This window comes from Mesorhizobium sp. PUT5, from assembly GCF_052216645.1.
In the GTDB taxonomy this organism is placed as follows: Bacteria; Pseudomonadota; Alphaproteobacteria; order Rhizobiales; family Rhizobiaceae; genus Mesorhizobium.
This window is the reverse complement of sequence record NZ_JBQOSO010000003.1, coordinates 4193652-4210315: the sequence shown is the minus strand read 5'-3', so window position 1 is coordinate 4210315 and position 16664 is coordinate 4193652. Positions and strand designations below refer to the sequence as shown.

Genomic DNA, 16664 nt, shown 5'->3' with positions numbered 1-16664 from the left:
GATGGCCCTCAGCGCGCCGAGCGGCCGGGCGCGGGATAGTATTGCCTGTTGCCCGGCAGGGCGGGCAGCACGGTGCCGCGCGGATCGGAGGTCGAGGCGACAGTGCCGCGCTCGGCCCAGGCTTCGAGTTCGTCGATCGCATAGACGACGCGGCCGCCGAGCTTGCGAAAAAGTGGCCCGGTGCCATAGGTCCGGTGCTTCTCCAGGGTGCGGGGCGAGAGGCCGAGAAAGTCTGCGGCTTCCCTCGTGCGCAGAAAGCGCGGCGGCAGGAGAGCGGGATTGGGGTGCATGGATGCCTCCGTGGCTCTGGGGGATGCCGCTCGGGGCGAGCGGCGGTCAGGGGTCACGGTGGCGAAGAATCGGGGCGCAGGGAGTGGGGGATTTCAGGGGGTGTCAAATATCCCCACCCTGACCGGGAGTGGTCAGGGTCGGCGGCGGAAGCGCAGAAGCTTGAGATAGCCGCCTGCGATCATGGCGGTGCCGTCACGGATGAGATCGCGCACCGTGTCGCGGAGTGGCGAGGATTGCCAGTGCTCCTCGGCGATGCGTTCGACGCCGAACAGGACCTGTGCGATCTCGCGCTGGCTGGCGCGATGCCGGCGGGCGTCGACGGCGCGCAGCATCACCTTGAGGCGTCTTCGCTGCTGAGCGGTCATGCGCTGATCGGGCGGAATGCGGTAGCCGGCCAGGTGGCGCAGCAGGCGATCGAGCGCGGCGACGCGATCGAGACCGTCGCTGTCGAGCGCGATAGCAACCGATATCGGATCGTCGGGCCGAATCGCAGGATCGGCGACCAGATGCAGGCCAGGGCCGATCTCGCGCAGGAGGAGATGGAGTTCGTCTGGCGCGACCCTCTTCTCACCAGAAAGGAAGGCGCGCAGGGTGACGGCTCCCTCCCGCGCGGGCGCCGGGTTGCCCGCCACCCGCAAAATAGCGGTGTCGGCGGTCTCACTCCAGAAGATCGGTTGGTCGCCTGCCGTCAGACGTGGCCGGGCCGCGAAATCGCAGCCCCCAGCGGCTCTCCATCGGTTCGGGGAGCGGCTTGCCAAGGTTGTCTGCGCGTCGCAGGTCGCGATAATCTTGCTGATAGTCGCCGTTCCGGCGCAGACACTCCCAGGCGAGATGGTCGACGCCTGCCTCGTCCATAAACCCATAAGCGGACTCTGCCCGCCAGCGCGACGTGTCGGGTCTCATGATATTCCTCCCAGGCTACGAACGCAGGTCAAACAGGAAGATGATTCGGCCGGGTTGCGCGCCGCGGAAGTGCCTCAGGCCGCAAACCGCCTTGCCTTGTCAGCAATGCGATGGGCTACGAAACTTCAGTTCAGGCGGCCGAGGCGCAGGATCTTGTAGCCGTGTTCGGTCATCCAGTGGGCGCGGGCGAGGTGCGTATCGTGTATCCGGCGGGCGCGCTCGGGCTCGGTGCCGGGGTCGATGCCGAACAGGATTTCGACGGCTTCCTGCCAGTCGGCACCGTCCGCCTCGGCATCGAGCAGGCGACAATAGAGCTTCACATGCGTGCGGTCGTAGTCGGTGAGAAAATCGCCGTTGGGCGCTTCATCACGAAAGGATAGCGTCGCCATTGCGCCCGTTCCCCAATTGCGACGTTTGGTGCGATGGCGCGCACAGTATCACCATAACGTGATTGGTAAACGACGATTCACCATAAGGCATACGCATGCGGCATCGCGTCCGGTTTGGGGAAATGGCGTCAGCGACGCACAGTGTTCGGGACATCCAGCATCACTCCGATATGCCGGTCGGAATTGATGAAGACAATGCCTGCCGCTTCCAACGCCCTGCGAACCCTGTCGGCAGTACTCTCGAAGACGCGCTCACCATTGACCGACTCCACGCGTTTGAGCGCGGTCAGCGATACGGCGGCCCTGTCTGCGAGCGTCTCCTGTGTCCAACCCAGCAATGCGCGCGCGGCCCGAGTTTGATGGGCGGTGATCATACAAGATCACCTCCCACCGGCACTGAGTCTCGCGCCAGAACTACGGCTATAATAGTCGTAGTTTAAGAAATAAGCGAGTTATAATCGCTCGTTGAGGCAGCCGTACAAGGGTAAGAGACATTGAGTGATTCGGCCGGCCGAGCGCCGGGCCGATGGTCGTCCGGCATCGCTCCTTACGAGGCGAAGGGGTCCAGTTCATCGACGATGAAAACCCGGCGGGTTACGCCGCCGGGTTTCCATCTCTTCCGGTCAGAACGGTATTTCGTCGTCGTAGTCGGGCTGGCTGCCGTTATTGCTTTCAGTCTGCTTCGTCCGACTCAGGAAATCGACCGTCTCGGCGATGATCTCGCACCCGTAGCGGTCGTTGCCCTGCTGGTCCTTCCACTTCGTGTAGTGGATGCGCCCGCGAACCAGTACCTTCATGCCTTTCTCGCAGTATTGTTGGACTGTTTTGCCGAGGCCGTTGAAGCAGGTGATCCGGTGCCATTCGGTATCCTGAACCCGGTAGCCGTTCTCGTCGCGGACGACCTTGCCGTCCGAGTAGCGGGGACGCGAAGTGGCCAGGGTGAAGTGGGTGATGCTGGTGCCGCCCTGAGTGGTGCGGGTTTCGGGGTCCTGACCGATGTTGCCGGCGAGAATGACGATGTTCTGCATTGTAAGTCTCCGTTGCTTCTCGGAGGGACCATCCCTCCGACGAGACCCGGCCAAGGCCGGCGGGAGACGCCTGCAACTGCCTGCTCGCTGGCAGCTCGCCCATAAGGCCCGGAGTGGAGCGGGCAGCCGTGCTTGCGCGGCAACACGGTCCGGAGCCGCGTGGGTTGCGGCCGGAAACCGCACGGACTTAGGGGATCAGTCAGTCGGAGGGATGGCGCCGCTGAGACGGATACGAACCGAGGCGCACAGCAGAACCATCCTTGCCGTCAACAGCGAACCATCTGGTCCGCTCACCACCCACGGATGGGCCGCGCCTGCCGTTCTCCTCTTCAAGCCACCCGTGTCTGCGCTAGTGGACGCTGGCCGGGAAGAAATCAGACAAGCTTATCGGGTTAAGAGGCACGGCATCGCACTGCATTCGCTTGAATAGCGGAGGGACCGGTCAGGCAGAGTTGGGAAAGGTGATGAAGGTTCTGGTTCGTGGGCCGCATTCATCGCTATGTGAGCCGGCGCCCAGGCAATGACCGTTACGGGTGCGAGAGGCATTCGGTGTCCGAGCCTCCATGGTCGGATGAAGCAGGCCGGAAGCGACGGCATGGCAGGAGAACTGACGTCACATGCCTATTTTTGGCAGGAAAGACGGAACCCGGCGGCACAAGCCGCCGGGCTTTCATCGTGAGAATGACGGACCGCAGTCGCCGAATCAACGAGAGAAGACAGAGACACCAAGCGCGTTCAGATTGACCATGGCGGCGATCCCGATGAACAGGCCACCTGCTCCGCCGAGCAGATTGAGTACCACCGTCGAGTCGATTGCGTTCTTCGTGACGCCATGCACGAGTGCGTAGCCGGCAATGGCGGCAGGGATCGCGAACATCGCGAGCGCAATCACGCGCAATGTCGGGTTCTTCGTGAAGCCGAGAATGCCGACTACCAGTGCGATCGACAGCAAAGCGGCTCCCGCGCCCGCAAAGCCGCTCATGAATATTCCGGCGCCGCCGGCCCAGGCATACTGCGCGGCCGAGATCGCAACCATGACGGGCAGCGCGTAGATCGCGAGATTGTAGGCAATGATGCAAAGCATGATCGTCAGCGAGATAGCAAGCAGGATCAGCGTCATGGAAACCTCCAGAAACGGTTGAGGATCACGGCAGGCTGCCTGTGGATACGCTCCGCCTGCGACTATGCTACTGTTCCGGTTCTGCAAGGATGGTTCATATGAGCCATTGACCTCTCAAATAGTCAAGTATTGGCGACGGGAATAGCCGCCAGGCGGCGGCGCTTACGCGCCACCGTCGAACTTCATGATCGGGATGCCGAGCTTACGGGCCTTGTCCGCCAGGTTCTCTTGAATCCCGCTGCCGGGAAAGACGAGGACACCGACGGGTAGGACGTCGAGCAGAGCGTCGTTGCGCTTGAAGGGTGCGGACTTGCCGTGCTTCGTCCAGTCGGGCTTGAAGGCGACTTGGCGCACACCGCGATTGTCCGCCCATTTCGCGGCGATCAGTTCGGCGCCCTTGGGCGAACCGCCATGCAGCAGCACCATGTCGGTGTGTTTTGCGCGGACCTGATCGAGCTTCGCCCAGATGAGGCCGTGGTCATTGTAGTCGAGACCGCCGGTCAGGGCGACTTTGGGACCTGGGGGCAGCATTACCTCGGTCTCGGCCCGGCGTTTTGCGGCCAGGAAGTCGCGGCTGTCGATCATCGTGGCGGTGAGGTTGCGATGGTTGACCATCGAGCCGGTGCGGGGACGCCAGGCGGCGCCGGTGTGGCGCTCAAACTGTTCGGCGGCGACATCGCGGAATAGTTCCATGCTGTTGCGCCGTTCGATGAAGGTCTGCCCCTCTGCCGTGAGGCGCTCCAGCTCGACGGACTTCACCTCGCTGCCATCCTGTTCCCGCTGAAGGCGGCGCTGTGCCTGCTCGTTGTCGTCCAACTCGCGCTCCACCCGGCTTGTGGCGCGATGGAAGAGATTGACGGTCGACCAGAGTAATTCGTCGAGGTCGGGTTCGAGACGGGTATCGCCGAGCGTGGCGATCAGGGCGTCGAAGATATCCGCGACGGCGCCGGCGACGGTGTTGCCTTCGGGAAGCGGCCTCGGGTCCGCTTCGTCCTGAAACGGGCGCCAGCCGTAAAGCTGGAGTTCGGTGAGGACATGATCGGTGGAGGAAGAAGTGTGAACCGGCTCGAAACCCGTATCGTCGTCTTCGTGCATCATCGGGAGCTTCCTTCGTCTGGAGCCGCGCCCATCGCGGCCTTCGCAGGCGTCGAAAGCCCACGGGCGGTACGGGCTGGCACCCTCGCGCTCCCGCGAGGGCTCGATGGCCGGATTCGGGTTATTTTGACTTTCGCGATGCAAAGGCGGGCTTGGCCGCCGGCGGAAAATAGCCCGAGCGCGGCCATTGCCTGCCTGGCCCGTTTGTGGGCCGATCGCCCTCTGAGAAGGCCGTGGGCGTGGCCTCTCCGACAGACAGCGCAGGTGATGCATGGGGACGACGGGTGAAGGCTGACCGGACGCGCCGCTTCCCCAACAGCTCTCCTCACCCCTCCAGAAATCGCGCCCTGTCTTCAGGATGTAGCTGACCGGTGAGCGCCGCCTGCAACGCATCGGCGCCGGCTTCGCGGAGATCCTCGTTGAAGTCTCCACGCACCGGCGACAATCCCACCGCCTCGATCCCGGCACTCGCGGCTCTGGCGATGAGGCTGTCTCGCGCATTGTCACCGGCCGGATCGCGGTCCCAGAGGACATAGAGCCTGCGCAGCGCCGGCGGGAACAGGACGCCAGCGAGGTGCGCGGCGGAGAGCGCAGCGAGCATCGGCATGTGGGGCAGAACCTGACGGGGCGACAGCACGGTCTCGATGCCTTCGCCTGCTGCGAGCACATCACCGGCAACACCGAAGCGGACGCCGTGGCCGAGGAGGTCGCCCATCGCCCGCCGCGGGGTTTCGACATCCGCTTTCGCTGCGCCGTCCGGGGCGAGCCCAGGATCGAGATATGTGCGGTGCGTTCCGGTCTGCCGCCCTGCCAGATCGGTCACGGCGGCAACGATCGCGGGCAGTATCTGCCGGGGCGCATGATCATCAGATCTGTAATAGCACCGGGGATGAAAGCGCAGGCTGGCGGTTCCGTGCAAAGCCGTAATGCCGCGATTGCGGAAATACGCTTCTGCGAGTGTGCCGCCGATCGGCTGCGACATGGCGAAGAGCCGCCGCGCCGCTCCAGGCGATCCCGACGCTCTGCTCGACGACCTGCTGGTCGGCGTTCCCGGCTTTTCCGGTTCGGGATGCGGGAGCGAGAGGAAGCGGCGCGCTTCCTCGGCCACGTCCTTGAAGTCGGTCAGGCCGAGCGTCTCGCGGATGACGTCGAGAAGATCGCCATGTGAACCATCTGCGGCATCGGTCCATTTGCCCGCAGCGCCCTTGCCGGATTCAGGGCCGGTCAGGCGCACGAACATCGAGCGGCCGGGGGTGTTCTGAACATCGCCCACCATCCAGTATCGTCCGGCACGGTGGCCGGACGACAGATAATGCCGGCAAACCGCCTCGGCATTTCGGCCGAGACGGATGGCCAGGTCGGAAGCGTCGTGACGGGCCATCTAGGCAGCCTCCCGCTCGCCGATGCGCTCGACCGGCCAGCGGTCGAGGACGCGGGCAAGCACGTCGACGCCCGACGCATCGGTCGGCACGAACATCCTGAGCTTCCACGAGATGATCTCGTGGAACAGGCCATAGGCCGTCAGGCGCTCGCGCATCGTGTCGGTGAAGCCCGACAGCTCGATGCGGTTGACGCCCATGACGCGGGAGCGGCGTAGCTGGAGGCCCTCGGCGAGATCGAGAATGGTGCGACCGTCCATCAGCGCGGTGAAGGCGGCATCCGGCGTCAGCGCCGCCGTGCCGGTCGTCACCGCATTGGCCGCCCATGCCGGCGAGACCTTACGGCCGATGATGCGCTCGCCTTCATCGGTCTGGAGGCGATAGACGCGCGAGGATTCGTGCGGAAGCCGTTTCCAGATCGGCAGCAGCAGGCCGGCGACGATATGGATGGTGCTGTCGGAAAACTCCGGCACTTCCGCGACCTCCGCATTCCAGGCCGCCGCGAAAGCCTCCCTGTCGGCCTCGACCCAATGGGTCTCGCCCATCATCTTGACCGGGATGTTGTGACTTTCCATTGGCCGGATCAGCCGCACGCGCCGCTCGATCTCGCCATCGTCCAGCATGATGCTGGTGGTCGTGATCTGGACGGCGGCGCGGCCCGAACGCGCGTTGACGAGGAGCTTCGCCTGGCGGTCGTCGAGATGACCAAGGGCATCGTCCAGCGTAACGGCGTCCAGGCACTCCATGAGCGCGAGATTGCCGTCGCCGGCGGCGCGCAGCAGGGTGTTGAAATTGGTGCGGGCATGATCGGGGATGGCCATGGCATTTCTCCGGAAACGAAATGGCCCGCCGTCTTTCGACGGCGGGCGGGGTGACAGGACTGAAGGAATTTTCAGGCCGCCGCCCGACCTTCCACGATTTCGGTGCCGACCTCATCGGCCGTGATCTCCTCCAGGCGGCAACGGCGGTATCCCGCCTTGGCCAGCCAGAGCTCGGCGGCCTCGCGGTTCTCCGCCAGATGCAGCAGCTCCTCCTCGTCGCCGATGGGATGAAGCACGCGGACCATGCCGATCTTCGGCCGCTCGACGATCTCCAAGCCGAGTTCGCTGTCGACCGAATGAGTGCGCATGACGGTGACGAGGATCACCGAGCCGGAAGCGAAGTCGCCCTCATGCAGGGTGATCGATGCCGGCGCGGTGTAGGTCGCGCGCTCACGGCTGGGCTGCCTGCGCACGAGCCGGCCGACGCCGTTGCGGGTCTGCCAGGAGGCGAGCTTTTTGGTGAAGCGCGCAGGCGGTTTCGGCGCGCCATCGAAATACCGCACCAGACTGCCGAGCGGGGCGTCATAAACATTGTATGCGGACATGTTCTGTCTCCTGAAACGAAAACGGCCCGGCTGGACGTCGGGCCTTGAGGTGGAAGGGGAATGACGCGGGGCGACCGGGAGCCGCCCCGCTGGTGCAGATCACTCTGCTGCGACGAGGGTCGCCGGATCGTTGACCGTATCGGCCGCGACATCTTCATCGTCACCGGCGAGAAAGTCAGGCAGAGCCTCGACCTCTCCATCGGTGTCGGCAACGTCACCGTCGAAATCGACCAGACGCAGCGGCTCGGGCAGCCAGCCGGTATCGGCCAGCAGGCGCTCGGCTTCTTTGGCCATGTCGCCCTTCTTCAGATGGTCGATGAGCTGGGCGGCCCGTTCACCCGCGCCTTCGCGCACCGCCGCCAGGATCTGGGTCTTGGTCACGCGACCGAGATAATTCTCGACCGTGGGCCGCCATCCCGCATCGACCACCATGTCGAAGCCGGTGGCGCGAGCAATCCGGTCGGCCCCGGCGAGACGCCGATCGAGGCCATGCTGGGAAATGCCGGAAGCGCTGTGGATGTTCGGACGCTCGTAAAGCGCATTGACGCCATAGCTGACGCAGTGGGCGAGAAGCGCCATCCGGCTCGCCTCGTCAAGCGCGGCGATCCAGTTCCAAAGGGCCGATTCGTCGGACGGAAGGTCGGCCTTCCACCCGTCGAAGCGTTCGCCGATTGCCTTGGCCGAGGGGCTGTCGGCAAAGTCGGAGCCCTGCGAAGACAGATATCTGTGGCACACAGAGACTTCCAGGCATCCGGTCGGCGCGGAGTAATGATAGCGCTCCATCACCATGCGGTGGAGTAGCGCCGTCATCGCGACGTGCGGATTGTTGGCGAGGGCCTCCTGAAGGGCGACGGTGCGATGGGCGGTCAGTTCGATGACGAGCCGTTCCGGCAGCGGCTTGATCCCGCCGTCGTCTTCATCCTCCTCGACATCGGAAGGCCGGCCGCCGATGGTGATGACAGCGCGTTGCGCCTCGCCGTCTGCGCTGGTTGCTGCGACGGCGGTTTCGCTCTCGCCGTCCTCGACATCGACCATCGGCTCGTCCTCGGGCCGGACATAGCCGCGCTCGATGACGGGCTCGCCGTCGCGGTCGATGCTGATGAAAACGCCTGCGCGGGCGATCTCGGCAGGATCATAGATGACCGGGCGCTTTTCGAAGGCGTCCAGAGCGGCCTCGATCTCGCCCAGCCGGCGATCGATTTCCTCCGGCAGCTCGTCATGCTCGGAATATTCCGATCCGAGATCGTCATACTCGTTGCGCAACGCATCGCGGGCAGCGCGCTCCTCGTCGGTGAGCTCGGGGAAGCTGCCGGTGATCTCGCGAAGGCCGTTGTCGTAGCCGTAAGGGTGGCCGGTATCGACAGCGATCCACTTCCAGCCTTCGGCCCCCACGTCATCGGCAACCGCCTTCAGTTTCTCCGCGACCAGGCGATCGAGAAGCGCCACGTCTTCGAGCCACCCGCCATCACTCTCGGAGAAGAGATCCCGCAGCATTGCGCCGCCGGCCTGCTCATAGGCGTCCACGCCGACGAAGCGCACACGCTTGTCGTCGGTCGGAACGGTGGTTTCGGTGAGGAGTTGGCGGACCTGCCAAGGCTGGACATTATAAGAGCGCTGGACAGCTTCCCAGACCTGTTCCTGGCGGGCGTGGTCGGGATTGACGGTGAATGCCTCCAGCATCGCCAGCGGCATGCCGTTGCGCGCATAGACTTCCAGAAGCGCCGGCGAGACCGAGGCAAGGCGCATACGCTGCGTGATGTAGCGCGGCGTGGTGCGCCAGGCGTCGGCGATTTCCTCTTTCGCCATGCCGTCGTCGAACATCCGCTTGAACGCGCGGAACTGATCGAGCGGATGCAGCGCCAGTCGCAGCGTGTTCTCCGCGAGCGAGTCGTCGACCGCCGAGGTCTTGGCGTCGGCCTTCTTGACCAGGCAAGGAACGAGGCCGTCGGCGGGAAAGCGTCCGGCCTCAACCAGACGCGCGATCGCCCGGAAGCGGCGGCCGCCGGCCGGAGTCTCGAAATCGCCGGTCTCGTTGCCGTCGGCATCGAGGATGGCGCGGACATTGATGCCCTGCACGATATCCTCGCGGCGGTCGATGTCGTGGGTGAGATCGTCGAGACCGGCCTCGGTGTCGGTTTCGCGGACGTTGCTGTCCGAGAGCCGGATGCGATTGAAGGGAATGTCACGCGAGCGCGAGAAGACGATCATCGCGGCGGCGGGCTTCTTCGACTTCCTGGCAGCTTTGGCCATGGTGGTTCTCCGCGACGGGCGGCCGAGACCCTCTCTCGACCTTCCAACCCGTCACGAAATCCCCAGCCCCTCTCTCACTCTCGACCGCGCGGCAGGCGCGACGCTACCAGTCGAAGCGCTGCGGCCGCTCCGCATTCACCCTGTATTTCCGGCGCAGCGGCAGGATCGCCGCCTCCTGCCGGTCGATCTTGCGCCGGAGCTGGTCGAGATCCGGCGTCGCAGCCACCAGCAGGCGGGCGAGCACGCGCCGGTATTCCGCCTCGTCCGCGCTGGTCCACCGGCTCATGCTGCCGTGGTAATGACGGGATTTCGGACGAAGAGTGGCGAATCCACTCGCACTGGACCGTGCTGATGGGGATGCCCGTTGTCGCGGCCGCGGGCGCTTGGTTCACATGGCAGGGATATAGCATTACGACCAAGCTGGATGCCTCGGGGTGTATCGTCCGTGGCGTCACGCCCCCACATAACCATGGGATTAATGCGGTCGCCAATGGCAAGCATGGGGCCGTTAGTTGACGGTCCGGTCCTAGCTAGTCGCTAGTGGATAGCTGCCATATAGCTACCCAGTTGTTCATCGTCGGGTAAACAGGTTGAGAATTGGGTATGGGCGCGATCGTGCAACGACGGTAACCATCGAGCCCTCGCCAAAACTTCGCCCTGCGACTTATCTGGCTGGCTCTACGGCTAGCTTCGCGGTACCAATTGGTTTCTCCCATTCGCCTCGTATCCACATTGAATGGAGTTCGTACTTTGCGGTCTCCACATTCTGCTCAGGGTCCCCATAAACTGCTGTTTCGACATAGGGGATCCCGACGTCGAAACCGTCTGTGGAACCATTGCCATATTTGTGATCGTAGCATGCCAGGAGAACACCGATGGACAACAGCTTGGACGAGAGCGGGGACACAAAAAGCTTGCACCCTCCCATGGGCTTAAGTGCCCTCTTATACTGCTCCATCGCCGTGTAAATCTGGCGATACGCCTCGAACGGATTGTACTCGCTGGCCAGCAAAATATTGGCGGGCTCAACTTGGAAGTCATCGAAGAGGGTATCTCGGTGTTCACCGATGATCTCGTCGCCCCTTCGCGGCTTTCGGGTGGGGAAGGGAATCACGGGACAGATTTCTTCAGGGTTTACGTGTTCCTGGATGAGGTGAAGGCGCTCGCGTTGACCTTCGCCTAGCACCGGAAACCAAACCCGGGGCCAGGTCTGCGTGGTTTGCTCTTCAAGATGCCCGGAGAACCCCAAGACGAAGGTTACGCTATCCCGGAGACTGCCTTTCGATGCCTCGAGGTCAGCAGAAACACTTTCCGAAGTCGTGACATGGAGGTTCACACTCGGGCCTCCGTCACTGCACAGCTTATCAAGCCTGAACAAAAGGACGCTGACAGTGGTGAGTGCCACCATTCTCGGCATGGCGCTGATGTTGACGATGATATCGTCAAACTCCAGGTCTTTTGCGGCCCTGTCCAAAGAGGCCTTGGTGTTACGAGGCGTGACTGCGGCACCTGCAGGACCGCCGATCTCGATTGGTACAGATAGGATTTTTTCTGCCGGCACGAGTTTCAGCAACCCTTCATGGTTTGCTTCGGTGAGTTCCGAGCGTTTCGGGCTGTCGCCCAAACCATTGTCGAACACCAACTGCCAGACAGACATGTCCGCGCCCAGCGAATGCAGCCGTCGAACCGTTTCGAGGGTTCTTATGTCGAACCCGCGCCCAATGACGAGCAGGAGCTTACGCTGTTTGGCCGACAGGCGCTGCTTCCAGAACGTCGTGAAGTCTGCATCAAGCGTGAGGGAGTAGGGGTCCCATCGCATTTCTGGGCTCGAACTAGACAAGGGTTGCCTCCTCGGCCACTGCGATCGCTTTAGCTCCGGATTCCTGCCAGTGGAGCAGGGTTTTCAGGCTTTGATGTCTCCACCCGCCATAGCCGAGTGGCAGACCGAAGTGCACGCAGAGCAGGCGGTTGAGGTAGAAGACGACGTAGTCGCGACCGTTATTCTGATGGTCGAGACGAGGCATCAGCAGGTTATGGGATACTAGCGACGTCAATACATCCCGCAGTCGGATCAGGTGAGGAATTTCGGCGTCGTCGCTGTCAATAATCAGCTTGCGGTCCGACATCGTGATCGCAATTCCTGTCACGCCTGGCGAGTAGGGAGCGCTGCTTCTGAAAGTCTGTTGCCGACAGTACTCGCCAATCGCTTCAAGCAGCCGGCGAGCTTCAACGCCGCGTGGTAGCCGGCGCTGCAATCCTTCCCATCGGTCCTTCGCGACGCCCCGAATTAACGCATCCTGCCTTACAGCGCTTAGCGGAACCGGTTGTTCCCTAGGGAAGCGGATCTTGGCCGAGATTTCTTCGAATAGCGCGCCTGCGACCTCAAGATACTGATCGACATTCGAGGACGATACGGCGCTCAGGGCTTCGCGTCCGAAGTAGATCGGAGCGCCGACATCAGTTCGAAGGAAATGCTCTGCGGCCCGATCCGTCCCACTACGTGAACGCGCGCCAAACTCTTCCAACGGCAACGCATCAAAGTCGAAGCTCGTCTGAACCCGTCTTGTATCCCGGATTATCAGGATCTTTAGCAGCTGCCATCGAAAAGCACGCTCCAGAAGGTCGCCTTCCGGCACTCGTGCAGCGGCAACCCAATCAGAATACCGGGGGCCGGGTCCCGCCATCTTGAGAACTTCGGATTCAAGTTCCGCTATACGGTCGTTCAGCACCGCTTCCAGACTGGGGATGTCGTCCGTTTCGCCGATAAGAGGAAACAGCTCCCGCTGCTCGAAGCCGTCGGCTTTCGCCGCGCGCAGATTGGCGATCGTCTCCACGAACCTGGTGTAAGTTTTCGCCCGCTGTCCCGACCAGCGCTCTTCTAGTTGAACGACATTGCTGTAATCGCGGTTGCGAAGCGCTCCTTCTGAGAGGAGATCCTTGTGTGTCAATGCTTCCAGCCGCTCGGCGATCCAAACGCCGCATTGCTCTCGCGCATTCGTTACAAACTCGATCAGGCTTGCACGTTGTGGAGACGACAAGGTCTGAAGTTCGTCCATGAGGAGGACGCGCTTGACGTTTATCTCGCCCTGCGAGTCTTTGATGCACACATGCGCAAACCACTTGAGCCCATCTAGGCGTGCATGCCCACCTTTAATGGAAGCCGGTGAGCCTAGGTCGTCCATCCGATCGTAGAAATCGCGTTCAATGCGCGAGGCCCACTCGAATAGTTCACTACCTGTCGCCCGTCCTGGGATGGTCGCATCGGATTCCGGCTCCCACTCGAACTCGAATTGGCCGAGATCGTCGGGAAACCGCCTCTCGGCCCGCTCCGACACCGATCTCAGCGTTGCAACGACAATCCGAGAGTTCAACAATTCACGGAACAGTACGTTGCCGCGGTCGAAAGCGCTTAGTTCCTTATATTCGGAAGTGAAACTGACCATTGCACCAAGCAGCTGCGGTCCGTCACTTCCGATGGCGCCGGCTTCCTTCAGTGCATCGCGCGTCGCTTTCACATGCGGATGCTGATCGGCAAGGTTTTCGGTGAGCTTCAGCGGACGTGGCGTCAGTATGCGTAGAAAGGTGGTCTTTCCCCCACCAGGCGCACTTCGCAGGAAAACGACGCTGTTCCAAGGATCTTCGAAGGATTTCATGACCTCCAGCGCGCCGACACCGAATAGGCGAACGAACTCGTCATCGCTCGTCGAGCGCTGGGAAGCGCGCATACGAAATGGATTTCTCACCTATTGAAGCTTTCTGTGGCGGCTGACGCGTGGAAATAGACCGCGGACCGATTGGTCGTCTTCTGCCCAGAGCAGGTAGATAGAGTTGTTGGGCGTATTGTGTGCAAGAACGAGCGGCAATCTGCAGCTGGCAAACCCGTAGCGTTTGCTGGTACCGCCGACCTTCGAGTGTTCATCGTCAGCATCGTCGTCGAAATATCGGTCGTCGCCGACCAGGTCCAATATCGCGCTGTCATCTCCATCATTGAGCGGCGTTGCATCCCCCAGCTTATGCACCACGTGGAACGCGATAGTGCCTTTGTCAAACGTCAACTTGGGCAATCGCTCCTCAATGTGTTCGATAGCCTGATCGCCCGCAACGTAAAGAATAATGATGATCTTGACGCCTTCCTCGGCAATCGTGTCGCCGAGATTTTTCGCTTTCATGAGGCCGTCAACGATCTTTGCGATCTTTCCGGTCCATCCGCCGTCTTTGTCCTCTCGAATGAAGCTCGTCCCACTGCCGGTGAAGTCATCGAGAAGGACAATGTATCTGAACCGCTTCTCGTCTTCTTTCGGCGCCCGGCCCAGGATTTTTTCGAGGTGTTTTTCAAGGTCTTTGACCATGCCCTCGCTCTTCGCGTCCGATACGTCGTATGCGTGAAAAACCTGCTCGTTGGACATCTCCTGCGGATTTGCGCGGCGAAACCAGTCTGTCCGAGCTCCGTCGCTCAATCCGAGTACTAGCGTCTGGCGCAAGCGAGTCCGGTATTCGACCGTGTTCACGATCGCTTTCACTCTGTGTGGATCGACACCAAGCTCAGTTGCGGTATCCGCGATCAGGATTGGGCGGATGATGGTCGGAAAAGTGAGCTCGACTAGGTGATTCATCTCGTCCGTAGAGATGAATAGCAGGCGCCTACGCACGAAATCGTAGGCTGCGCGACGTTCTTCGCCTTCTTCGAACTGTCCAAGCCAGAGCGCGAGGCTCTCGACAAAGCGCTTGCCGGGCGAAAACTGCTGATACTCATCGTATTTATAACTGGCGAAACTTTCGAGGTAGGCGCGCTCGGCGGCTTTTTCCTCGTCCGACCACTCCATGATCTTGGCCAAAAGGCTTTCCGCCAGATCCTTTCTCATCCACATCCCCCACAGAACATGTAATCGATAACCGGGATATACCCCGGCGAGCAATGCGTTCGTCTAGTGAAATCAGCAAAAAACCGATCAATTCACGCAATTCACTTGCGAGAAATTTCGCCGACCGCCGTGATAATTTTGGCAAGCCGGTCGGCACCGGCCGGAGTGTTGTCCCAGGCGCGCCGGATAGACCGCTCCAGCTTTACCCAATTCGGATCCACCGAGGGTCGCGATTGCGCTTTCGAAGGCTCCTTGTCAGGCGTGACTTGCAAACCGAGGGCCGTGCAAATTCGCACGACACTGGAACCGAAGGTGATGAACTGCCCCCTGCAGATTCTCGACACCTGACTGGCGTCAACATCAGCATATTTGGCCAGTTCTGCGTAGGAGAGGCCTGACTGCAGCCGCCGGTCATTGATCCGCCGGACCAAATCCGCTCTTTCAATTTGTATCGGTTTCATGTAAATTTGCATGCACTAAAAGATGCAAATTTTCAATGGAGTCTTTCGTGAACGATGCAGGCTTGGAGATTCGGTTCTATCGCGCCAGTGAGAAGCCGTACGGCGCATTCAGCAACCTTTATAGGCGCGAAATCGAATTCGAAGGAGAGCGATTCGCAACGAGCGAACATGCTTATCAGGCAGGCAAGGCACGCAAACCCGAGGTAAAGGCGTGGTTGATGGCGGCACCGTCTCCCGCACTGTTGGCGATGGCGGCGCACGGACTCTATTACTGGGATGTCAGCCCGGGCTGGTCACGCACGAAGTTCGATCGGATGAGGGGCGTGCTGTACGCTAAATTCACACAGCACGAAGACCTTCGCGAAATGCTCCTATCGACCGGATCGGCCCGATTGATCGAGACTGCGACCGTCGATAATGAGGTGAACCGACTCTGGGGCGAGGTGAACGGTCAGGGCCGCAACATGCTCGGAGAGCTGCTCATGGAACTCAGGACAAAACTTCAGAATGAAGAAGTCTCAAAAGCGGCGTAGGCGATTGATCGGTTGGAGAGCGATCAGTCGCCTACGCCTCGCAACACAGAGCGCGCGTAATCGGCGCCGCGCTCTCGGAATAGCCCGCGAGCGCCGACGTAAGCGCAATTCTCCGCCGCCAAACGCTGTCCAGCTTCGACACCGGCAACGAACTCATCGAGCGACAACTTTCCAGTTGCCCGTTCCTGTCGGTTGAGAATCCAATCAATCAGACCCACGCTTACCATATCGCCGGAGCCGCAAGTGTCTCGCACTGCTGGTGCTGGGTAGGATTTGCACCATGCTTTTTCTCTGCCGCGCCTCACTTCAAGTCCAGACTCTCCGTGGGTGACAATCAGAAACAGCGCTTCGTGTAGAGCTACTCTTCCGGTTAACGACGCTAAGCGATCTGACGAGAATTTCAGGACCGAAGCCGCCGCTACCGCGCGGCTGAACAGAGATTCATCGCCGATAGCAGAAGGCTCAAAATAGACGATAGAACCGGCTTTGGCCGCAGCTTCCATCGCATCGACGATCGCCGATGAAAGTCGGTCGGTGTAAAAGACATTGCAATTTTTGATGACAGGAAGCGCGCGGCTGACGTCATGCTGCTCAATCGGTTGATATCGGGGAAGTTCGGCCGCTGTCTCGGGGCACCTGAACTCGAATGTGTGAACGCCGGACGAATGCAGGTGTTGGGCCAAGACTGGAGACTGGATGTGTCGTGTCTGGCGAATGTACCGTGTTTCGGCGCCGGCGCGGCGGAATGCGACTACGAGACGAACGCCGATCTCATCCTCACCAAGACTCAGCACCGGAGCAACGTTACGCTGCAGCATTGCGAGCGATATCAGGACGTTCCCGCAAGACCCACCGAGCTCTTCCGACGACACCACCAGGGAGCCCGCGTAGACGCGGTCGAGTACGGTGAATCCTGTGCCGACCACGTCGACTGCGTACATCGCGCTCTCCCGTGCACTAACTAGCACACTCTGTTTTCTCTGGCCA

At 61.4% G+C, this 16664-nt stretch carries 18 protein-coding genes and 2 pseudogenes; 1 reads left to right on the top strand and 19 read right to left on the bottom strand.

Annotated features, from left to right (window positions below; all coding sequences use genetic code 11):
- Positions 1 to 8: 8 nt before the first annotated feature.
- From ACTDI4_RS22130 to ACTDI4_RS22045, 18 genes and pseudogenes are all read right to left on the bottom strand, one after another.
- On the bottom strand, positions 9 to 290 hold the full coding sequence (locus ACTDI4_RS22130; protein ID WP_442843189.1) for a helix-turn-helix transcriptional regulator: 282 nt from the start codon (positions 288 to 290) through the stop codon (positions 9 to 11).
- A 132-nt stretch (positions 291 to 422) separates the two neighbouring features.
- Entirely contained in the window at positions 423 to 923 is a 501-nt protein-coding gene (locus ACTDI4_RS22125) for a DUF2285 domain-containing protein (RefSeq protein WP_442843432.1), read from the bottom strand.
- Positions 924 to 948: 25 nt separating this feature from the next.
- Complete coding sequence (locus ACTDI4_RS22120) at positions 949 to 1194, bottom strand: transcriptional regulator domain-containing protein (RefSeq protein ID WP_442843188.1); 246 nt, start codon at positions 1192 to 1194, stop codon at positions 949 to 951.
- Positions 1195 to 1319: 125 nt separating this feature from the next.
- Complete coding sequence (locus ACTDI4_RS22115) at positions 1320 to 1583, bottom strand: DUF2285 domain-containing protein (protein WP_442843187.1); 264 nt, start codon at positions 1581 to 1583, stop codon at positions 1320 to 1322.
- A 128-nt stretch (positions 1584 to 1711) separates the two neighbouring features.
- The gene (locus tag ACTDI4_RS22110; protein ID WP_442843186.1) at positions 1712 to 1957 is read right to left on the bottom strand and encodes a helix-turn-helix domain-containing protein; all 246 of its coding nucleotides are present in this window, start codon (positions 1955 to 1957) and stop codon (positions 1712 to 1714) included.
- Positions 1958 to 2206: 249 nt separating this feature from the next.
- On the bottom strand, positions 2207 to 2611 hold the full coding sequence (locus tag ACTDI4_RS22105) for a single-stranded DNA-binding protein (protein ID WP_442843185.1): 405 nt from the start codon (positions 2609 to 2611) through the stop codon (positions 2207 to 2209).
- A gap of 703 nt (positions 2612 to 3314) precedes the next feature.
- Positions 3315 to 3731, bottom strand: a complete 417-nt coding sequence (locus ACTDI4_RS22100; protein ID WP_442843184.1) for a hypothetical protein — start codon at positions 3729 to 3731, stop codon at positions 3315 to 3317.
- A 162-nt stretch (positions 3732 to 3893) separates the two neighbouring features.
- On the bottom strand, positions 3894 to 4826 hold the full coding sequence (locus ACTDI4_RS22095; RefSeq protein WP_442843431.1) for a DUF2493 domain-containing protein: 933 nt from the start codon (positions 4824 to 4826) through the stop codon (positions 3894 to 3896).
- Between the two features lie 325 nt (positions 4827 to 5151).
- Complete coding sequence (locus tag ACTDI4_RS22090; RefSeq protein WP_442843183.1) at positions 5152 to 6207, bottom strand: DUF7146 domain-containing protein; 1056 nt, start codon at positions 6205 to 6207, stop codon at positions 5152 to 5154.
- Positions 6208 to 6933, bottom strand: a pseudogene (locus ACTDI4_RS22085) (methylase); the annotation flags it as partial.
- Positions 6934 to 7026, bottom strand: a pseudogene (locus tag ACTDI4_RS22080) (DUF6117 family protein); the annotation flags it as partial. It abuts the pseudogene before it with no gap.
- Positions 7027 to 7097: 71 nt separating this feature from the next.
- A complete protein-coding gene (locus tag ACTDI4_RS22075; protein WP_442843182.1) occupies positions 7098 to 7571 on the bottom strand; it encodes a hypothetical protein in 474 nt (157 codons plus the stop codon).
- A 99-nt stretch (positions 7572 to 7670) separates the two neighbouring features.
- The gene (locus ACTDI4_RS22070; RefSeq protein WP_442843181.1) at positions 7671 to 9821 is read right to left on the bottom strand and encodes a ParB/RepB/Spo0J family partition protein; all 2151 of its coding nucleotides are present in this window, start codon (positions 9819 to 9821) and stop codon (positions 7671 to 7673) included.
- A gap of 103 nt (positions 9822 to 9924) precedes the next feature.
- A complete protein-coding gene (locus ACTDI4_RS22065) occupies positions 9925 to 10107 on the bottom strand; it encodes a hypothetical protein (RefSeq protein WP_442843180.1) in 183 nt (60 codons plus the stop codon).
- A gap of 378 nt (positions 10108 to 10485) precedes the next feature.
- A complete protein-coding gene (locus tag ACTDI4_RS22060) occupies positions 10486 to 11661 on the bottom strand; it encodes a hypothetical protein (RefSeq protein ID WP_442843179.1) in 1176 nt (391 codons plus the stop codon).
- Positions 11654 to 13546 carry an ORC-CDC6 family AAA ATPase gene (locus ACTDI4_RS22055; RefSeq protein ID WP_442843430.1) on the bottom strand — a complete coding sequence of 631 codons (1893 nt, stop codon included), beginning with the start codon at positions 13544 to 13546 and terminating at the stop codon, positions 11654 to 11656. The genes ACTDI4_RS22060 and ACTDI4_RS22055 overlap by 8 nt, the downstream gene beginning before the upstream one ends.
- An 18-nt stretch (positions 13547 to 13564) precedes the next feature.
- Positions 13565 to 14683, bottom strand: coding sequence for a phosphoribosyltransferase-like protein (locus ACTDI4_RS22050; protein WP_442843178.1), 1119 nt, complete (start codon positions 14681 to 14683; stop codon positions 13565 to 13567).
- A gap of 101 nt (positions 14684 to 14784) precedes the next feature.
- Positions 14785 to 15144 (bottom strand): helix-turn-helix domain-containing protein, encoded by a 360-nt coding sequence (locus ACTDI4_RS22045; protein WP_442843177.1) that lies wholly within the window; start codon positions 15142 to 15144, stop codon positions 14785 to 14787.
- Between the two features lie 47 nt (positions 15145 to 15191).
- Here ACTDI4_RS22045 and ACTDI4_RS22040 point away from each other — a divergent pair, with 47 nt between their 5' ends.
- Positions 15192 to 15677, top strand: a complete 486-nt coding sequence (locus ACTDI4_RS22040; RefSeq protein WP_442843176.1) for an NADAR family protein — start codon at positions 15192 to 15194, stop codon at positions 15675 to 15677.
- Positions 15678 to 15700: 23 nt separating this feature from the next.
- Here the strand turns inward: ACTDI4_RS22040 and ACTDI4_RS22035 are convergent, their stop codons facing one another.
- On the bottom strand, positions 15701 to 16618 hold the full coding sequence (locus ACTDI4_RS22035; protein WP_442843175.1) for a PfkB family carbohydrate kinase: 918 nt from the start codon (positions 16616 to 16618) through the stop codon (positions 15701 to 15703).
- Positions 16619 to 16664 lie beyond the last annotated feature (46 nt).